Raw genomic sequence first — 413 nt, 5'->3', positions numbered from 1 at the left:
CGTAATGTCAGCTTACTATAATGTTCAAGTTGGGCCCCAACGTTTGTGCGAAATCTATCTTATGCCTATTTTCTCTGCTAAGTTCCTATACTTCGTCAAACATTTGGCATATCACGAGAGCGCTCGCTACTTTGTCGTTTTGACTATGCATGTTCACTTCTATTTTGGCGAAGTTTCTTCCGACGTCTAGTATGCCAAAGCGCACTGTTATATGTGATTCAATATGTACTGTTTTAATATACACGATATTTAAGTTCTCTATCATGACATTACCTTTTTTAAATTTACGCATTTCATATTGTATTGTTTCTTCTATAATACTTACAAATGCCGCTTTACTTACTGTTCCGTAATGATTGATTAAAAGTGGTGAAACTTCTACTGTAATTCCATCTTGATTCATTGTTATATAT

Annotated in this window: 1 protein-coding gene; it reads right to left on the bottom strand. The window is 34.4% G+C overall.

Features of this window, described 5'->3' with window-relative positions; all coding sequences use genetic code 11:
- Positions 1 to 85: 85 nt before the first annotated feature.
- Positions 86 to 413, bottom strand: a 328-nt coding sequence (locus WCE05_RS26230; RefSeq protein WP_368816870.1) for a hotdog domain-containing protein, incomplete at its 5' end; no start/stop codon positions are given.

Origin of the sequence: Pseudomonas sp. I2 (assembly GCF_040984075.1) — a bacterium.
In the GTDB taxonomy this organism is placed as follows: domain Bacteria; phylum Pseudomonadota; class Gammaproteobacteria; order Pseudomonadales; family Pseudomonadaceae; genus Aquipseudomonas; species Aquipseudomonas guariconensis_B.
The sequence above is the reverse complement of the archived record's forward strand: the minus strand, read 5'-3'. Positions and strand labels throughout refer to the sequence as shown.